6 protein-coding genes are annotated in these 6402 nt (G+C 70.4%); 3 read left to right on the plus strand and 3 right to left on the minus strand.

From position 1 onward, the window contains the following. Positions 1-119: 119 nt before the first annotated feature. The gene (locus DT074_RS15170) at positions 120-881 is read right to left on the minus strand and encodes a 3-hydroxyacyl-CoA dehydrogenase (RefSeq protein ID WP_119420698.1); all 762 of its coding nucleotides are present in this window, start codon (positions 879-881) and stop codon (positions 120-122) included. 98 nt (positions 882-979) lie between these two features. Here DT074_RS15170 and fmt point away from each other — a divergent pair, with 98 nt between their 5' ends. The 3 genes from fmt to DT074_RS15185 all read left to right on the plus strand — a co-directional run bounded on the left by fmt (position 980) and on the right by DT074_RS15185 (position 4005). After that, complete coding sequence (gene fmt / locus DT074_RS15175) at positions 980-1894, plus strand: methionyl-tRNA formyltransferase (RefSeq protein ID WP_119420706.1); 915 nt, start codon at positions 980-982, stop codon at positions 1892-1894. Positions 1895-2105: 211 nt separating this feature from the next. Next, a complete protein-coding gene (gene truA / locus DT074_RS15180; protein ID WP_119420699.1) occupies positions 2106-2849 on the plus strand; it encodes a tRNA pseudouridine(38-40) synthase TruA in 744 nt (247 codons plus the stop codon). Positions 2850-2949: 100 nt separating this feature from the next. Then, positions 2950-4005 (plus strand): DMT family transporter, encoded by a 1056-nt coding sequence (locus DT074_RS15185; protein WP_119420707.1) that lies wholly within the window; start codon positions 2950-2952, stop codon positions 4003-4005. A gap of 59 nt (positions 4006-4064) precedes the next feature. On the opposite strand, the gene DT074_RS28540 is transcribed toward DT074_RS15185, so the two are convergent. Together DT074_RS28540 and DT074_RS15190 are read right to left on the minus strand one after the other, a co-directional pair. Then, entirely contained in the window at positions 4065-4193 is a 129-nt protein-coding gene (locus DT074_RS28540) for a hypothetical protein (RefSeq protein WP_368744688.1), read from the minus strand. A gap of 267 nt (positions 4194-4460) precedes the next feature. Continuing rightward, positions 4461-6143 (minus strand): acyl-CoA dehydrogenase family protein, encoded by a 1683-nt coding sequence (locus tag DT074_RS15190; protein ID WP_119420700.1) that lies wholly within the window; start codon positions 6141-6143, stop codon positions 4461-4463. Between the last annotated feature and the right edge of the window lie 259 nt (positions 6144-6402).

A 6402-nucleotide genomic window follows, 5' to 3' on the forward strand; every position in this document is an offset into this window, starting at 1 on the left:
CAATTCCCCTGGACCGGCGGCCCGACCGCCGCGACCAGGGGATATTAGCAGGCCGAATCAGCCCCGACTCGGGCGGGAGTGGTTAAGCCGAATGGTTAACGCCGGAGGCTATCTGGGGGCTACCGGGGCGCCATCCGGAGCGCGCCGTCGAGCCGGATGGTCTCGCCGTTCAGCATCGGGTTCTCGCAGATATGGCGGGCGAGGCGGGCATATTCCTCCGGCGTGCCGAGCCGCTTGGGGAACGGCACGCTCTGCCCGAGCGAGATCTGCGCCTTCTCCGGCAGGCCGGCCATCATCGGCGTCATGAACAGGCCGGGCGCGATGGTGCAGACGCGGATGCCGACATCCATCAGGTCGCGCGCGATCGGCAAGGTCATGCCGACCACGCCGCCTTTGGAGGCGGAATAGGCAGCCTGGCCGATCTGCCCGTCGAAGGCGGCGACGGAGGCGGTGTTGATGATGACGCCACGCTCGTTATCGGTGAGCGGCGCGAGCTTGCCGGCTTCGGCGGCGAACAGGCGGATGCAGTTGAAGGTGCCGATCAGGTTGACGTTGATGACGGCGGCGAACTGCTCGAGCGGCAGCGGGCCTTCCTTGCCGACGGTGCGCCCGGCGCGGCCGATGCCGGCGCAGTTCACCAGGATGCGCGGGCCGCCGAGCTTCGAAACGACCTCGGCCATGGCCGCCTGCACGCTCTCCGCCTTGGAGACGTCGACCTTGCAGTAAAGGCCGCCGATCTCCTGCGCGACCTTCTGGCCGTTCTCCTCCTGCATGTCGAACAGAGCGCATTTCGCGCCGGCCTTGGTGAGCTCGCGCGCCGTGCCGGCGCCGAGGCCGGAGGCGCCGCCGGTCACGATGGCGACCTGGCCCTTGAGATCCATGGTTTCCTCCTAGGAGACATCCGGAAAATGGTTGTGCCTCATAACAGATGGAACTTTCGCTGTCAGCGCGGCTCCGATTATGGTCCGCCGCCATGGCGCTGACACTCGTCTTCATGGGAACGCCGCCCTTCGCGGTGCCGACGCTCGCCGCCCTGGTCGCAGCCGGGCATCGGGTCAGCGCAGTCTATACCCAGCCGCCGCGTCCCGCGGGCCGCGGGCACAAGGAGCAACGCTCCGCCGTGCACGAGAAGGCGCTCGCGCTGGGCCTCGAGGTGCGCTGTCCGGCGAGCTTGAAAGGGGAGGCGGAGCACGGGGAATTCGCCGCGCTCAAGCCCGACGCGGCGGTGGTGGTGGCCTATGGCCTGATCCTGCCGAAGCCAGTGCTGGCGGCGCCGAGGCTCGGCTGCTTCAACCTGCACGGCTCGATCCTGCCGCGCTGGCGCGGTGCCGCGCCGATCGAGCGCGCCATCCTGGCCGGCGATGCGGAGACCGGCGTCGCCGTGATGCGGATGGAGGCGGGGCTGGATACCGGGCCGGTGCTGCTGGAGGCGCGGCTGCCGATCGGCCCGCGCGACACCGCCGCGGGCCTGCGCGAGCGGCTGGCCGCGATCGGCGCCGGGTTGATGGTCGAGGCGCTGGCCCAGCTCGCCGAGGGGCGCGCGGTCGAGCGCGCGCAGGCGGCCGAGGGCATCACCTATGCGAAGAAGATCGAGAAGGGCGAGGGCGCGATCGACTGGCGCCGGCCGGCGGCGGAGATCGACCGGATGGTACGCGTGCTGTCGCCCTTCCCCGGCGTCACCTTCGACCATGCCGGGCAGCGGCTGAAAGTGCATGCGGCGGAGCTCGCGGAAGGTCGCGGCGAGCCCGGCACGGTGCTGGATGAGCAGGGCACGGTCGCCTGCGGCGACGGCGCGATCCGCCTCGTGGAGCTGCAACGCCCCGGCGCCCGCGCGCTGCCGATCGCCGACTTCCTGCGCGGCTTCCCGCTGCCGAAGGGGACGAAACTCGGATGAGCACTGCCTGGCATCACAGTGACAAGTCCTCTCTGCCCCCCAGGGGCGGAGAGGGTTTGGGAGAGGGGGGGCGCGCCGCGTCTCGACGAGCTTCGTATGAGCGCAACGCATCCACGCGTGTGCATTCATCTCAGGCCGCAGCCTCCCCACCTCTCCCAACCCTCTCCCCCCTCTTCGAGGGCGGAGAGGGCTTATCGGCGAGAACTCTCTGATGCCGCGCTATCGCCTCACCATCGAATACGACGGCGCCGGTTTCGTCGGCTGGCAGCGGCAGGCGAACGGGCTCTCGGTGCAGGCGGCGGTGGAGCAGGCGCTGGCCGGCTTCACCGGCGAGCGGCCGGAGATCACCGGCGCTGGCCGCACCGATGCCGGCGTGCATGCGGCCGGGCAGGTGGCGCATGTCGACCTCGGCCGGCCGTGGGAGATCCGCACCCTGGTCAACGCGCTGAACGCGCATCTGCGGCCGCAGCCGGTGGCGGTGCTCGACGCGGCCGAGGTGGCGGCGGATTTCCACGCGCGCTTCTCGGCGGTCAAGCGGCATTACCGCTATCGCATCCTGAACCGCGTCGCGCCGCCGGCGCTGGAACGCGGGCGGGTGTGGCATGTGATCCGCCCGCTGGACGCCGGCGCCATGCAGGCGGCGGCGCAGCTGCTGGTGGGCCGGCACGACTTCACCAGCTTCCGCTCCACCGAGTGCCAGGCGAAATCGCCGGTGAAGACGCTGGACCGGCTCGACGTGCGCCGCGCCGGCGACGAGGTGGTGATCGAGACCCAGGCGCGCTCGTTCCTGCACAACCAGGTGCGCGCCATGGTGGGCTCGCTCCGCAAGGTGGGCGAGGGCAGGTGGTCGGCGGAAGACCTCGCCCGCGCCCGCGACGCCCGCGACCGCAGCGCCGCCGGCCCGACCGCGCCGGCGGAGGGGCTGTGTTTGATGCGGGTGGATTATCCGGGGTGAGAGGGCGGTCGGCCTCGGGCACGTCCCGCGCCTCGCGCAGGGCATGCCCCCATCGACAACGCACCGCTAAGCGGGCCCGGCCTGGCCTAAGATGGCCGCCATGCCGGCTTTGCGACTAGCGCCCGCCATCGCGCTCGCCTCCGCGGCGCTGTTCGGCGCCAGCACACCGCTCGCCAAGCTGCTGCTGGGCGAAGGGCTGGGGCCGTTGCTGCTGGCCGGCCTGTTCTATCTCGGCTCGGGTTTCGGGCTCGCCGCGCTCAGCCTGGTGCAGCGCGCCGGCCGCGGCCCGCGCCGGGAGGCGCCGCTGCGCCGGGCCGATCTGCCCTGGCTGGCGCTGGTCGTGCTGTTCGGCGGCGTGATCGGCCCCGTTCTGCTGATGATCGGGCTGGCGACGACGCCGGGCTCGGCGGCGTCGCTGCTGCTCAATCTCGAAGCCCTAGCGACCATGGCGATCGCCTGGATCGCGTTTCGGGAATCGGTGGACCGGCGCCTGCTGCTCGGCGCCGGCGCCATCCTCGCCGGCGCGGTGGCGCTGTCCTGGCAGGGCGAGGCGGCGGCGATCGGGCTCGGCGCCGTCGCCATCCTTGGCGCCTGCCTCGCCTGGGGCATCGACAACAACCTGACGCGCAAGCTGTCCGCGGCGGACCCGATCCAGATCGCCATGGTGAAGGGGCTGGTGGCCGGCGCGGTCAATACCGGTCTCGCCTTGGCTTATGGCGACGCTCTGCCGGCGCCCGGCGTGATCGCCGCCGCGGGGGCGGTCGGCTTTCTCGGCTATGGCGTCAGCCTCGCGCTGTTCGTCGTCGGCCTGCGGCATCTCGGCGCGGCGCGCACCGGGGCCTATTTCTCCACCGCGCCGTTCATCGGCGCGGTGATCGCCGTGGCAGTGCTGGGCGAGGCGGTGACGGCGCCGCTCGTCATCGCGGCGATCCTGATGGCAGCGGGCGTCTATCTGCACCTGACCGAGGCGCATGAGCACGAGCATCGCCACGACGAGCTGGAGCACGAGCACCGGCACCGGCATGACGAGCATCACCGGCACGCCCACGGCCCCGGCGATCCGCCCGGCGAGCCGCACAGCCACCGGCACCGGCACGCGGCCCTGGTGCACAAGCACCCGCATTTCCCGGATCTGCATCACCGCCACGTGCATTGAGCGCGGCGGGTTCGGCCCGCGTCAGGATCGCGGCGGACGCTGCCGGATTGCCGGCGCGCTCAGGTGACGATCGGCAACCCGAACAGGGCGCAGGCCGCCGCCATCAGTGAGATGAACACGATGAGCGCGACGACCGCGACCGAAATGTCGCTGCTCGGCAATCCCCGATATTGAGACACTGGAGACATCGACGCCTCCTGCTTTCCCATTTGACCGGATCATATGGTTAACGCCGGCGGGCGGGATGTGAGCGGCGTCACAGCGGGCGGGGATTGGTGCGCTGGTGCGTGGAAAATGGACCCCTCTCCCGTGGGGAGAGGGTGCCCCGAAGGGGCGGGTGAGGGGCACCGCTTCAGCATTGCGCTGCTTGCGCCAGCGGAGGCGCGGGTGGAGAGCGTGCCCCTCATCCATCGCTTCGCGACACCTTCTCCTCCAAGGAGAAAGGAAATGCCGTGTCAGTTCGCGCCGCCCTCCAGCAGCCGCCGCGCGATCACCTGCGCTTGTATCTCCGCCGCGCCTTCGAAGATGTTGAGGATGCGGGCGTCGCAGAGGACGCGGCTGATCGGGTATTCGAGGGCGTAGCCGTTGCCGCCGTGGATCTGCAGCGCGTTGTCGGCATTGGCCCAGGCGACCCGCGCGGCGAGCAGCTTCGCCATGCCGGCTTCGAGGTCGCAGCGCCGGCCGGCATCCTTCTCGCGCGCGGCGTAGTAGGTGAGCTGGCGGGCCAGCATCAGCTCCACCGCCATCCAGGCCACCTTGCCGGCGACGCGCGGGAAGCCATAGATCGGCTGGCCGAACTGCACGCGCTCGAGCCCGTAGCGGAGCCCCAGCTCCATCGCGCACTGGCCGACGCCGAGCGCGCGCGCCGCGGTCTGGATGCGGGCGCTCTCGAAGGTCGCCATCAGCTGCTTGAAGCCGTTGCCTTCCTCGCGGCCGAGCAGGTTCTGCGCCGGCACCTCGAAGCCATCGAAGCCGATCTCGTATTCCTTCATGCCGCGATAGCCGAGCACGCGGATCTCGCCGCCGGTCATGCCCTTGGCCGGGAACGGGTCGGCATCGTCGCCGCGCGGCTTCTCGGCGAGGAACATGGAGAGGCCCTTGTAGCCCGGCGCGTTCGGGTTCGAGCGCACGAGGAGCGTCATCAGGTCGGCGCGCGCCGCGTGGGTGATCCAGGTCTTGTTGCCGTGAATCCTGTAGGTGTCGCCGTCGAGCACCGCGCGGGTGCGCAGGCTGCCGAGGTCCGAGCCGGTATTCGGCTCGGTGAACACCGCGGTCGGCAGGATCTCGGCGGAAGCGATCTTCGGCAGGTAATGGCTCTTCTGGTCCTCGGTGCCGCCGCGCAGGATCAGCTCGGCGGCGATCTCCGAGCGGGTGCCGAGCGAGCCGACGCCGATATAGCCGCGGGAGAGCTCCTCCGAGACGACGCACATCGCCTGCTTGCCGAGGCCCATGCCGCCATATTCTTCCGGAATGGTGAGGCCGAACACGCCGAGCGCGCCCATCTCCTCGACCAGCGGCATCGGGATGAACTCGTCCTTCAGGTGCCATTCGTGGGCGAAGGGCACGACGCGCGCATCGGCGAACTTGCGGAACTGGTCGCGCACCATGGCGTGGGTTTCGTCGAGGCCGAGGGCGCCGAAATCGCCGGTCTCGAGCGAGGACTGGATCAGCTCGGCGATGCGGGCGCGGACGGCCGAGGTGTTGCCGGTGGCGGCGAGGCGGCGCACGGCCGGTGCCTGCTGGAAGGCGGCGACGGCGCTGTCGCCGACGCCGAGATCGGCCGGACGCACCACCTCGCTCTGGCTCATCGGGATGCCGCCGGCGAGCTGCGAGAGGTATTCGCCGAAACCGGCCTGCAGGATCAGCTGCTCGAGCTCGCGGAGCTTGCCCTCCGCTTTCAGTGCCTCGGCCCAGCTGAGCGTCTGGCGCAGCGCCTCGACATAGGTGGCGAACCAGGCGAGGCCATGCGCGGCGAACTGCTCCGCATCGACGCTGCTCGCCTTCACGCGCGCGGCGACCGCGAGCTTCACCTCGGCGAGCAGCTTGTCGGCCGCGGCCAGCGCGGCCTGCGCGTCGGCGAAGAGGGAGGGGGAGATCGGAGACGCTTCGCTCACAGCCTTCACCGCAGCAGCGGACATACGAACCTCATCGAGTGGTCATATGAAGCCCTCTCTGCCCCTCAGGGGCGGAGAGGGTTTGGGAGAGGTGGGCGCGCCGCTTCTCAACGAAAGTCGCCTGTGCGCAACGCATCCGTGCTCGCGCGCATCCGGAAGCCGCATCCTCCCCACCTCACCCAACCCTTGTATCTGGATCTGTGTTCGACGGATCCGGAAAAGGTGATGAGATGTCGGATCGGCGGCAGGCCTGCCGCCGATCCGACAAACGCGGGTCGGTGAC

Source organism: Desertibaculum subflavum, assembly GCA_003576705.1.
GTDB lineage: Bacteria > Pseudomonadota > Alphaproteobacteria > Ferrovibrionales > Ferrovibrionaceae > Desertibaculum > Desertibaculum subflavum.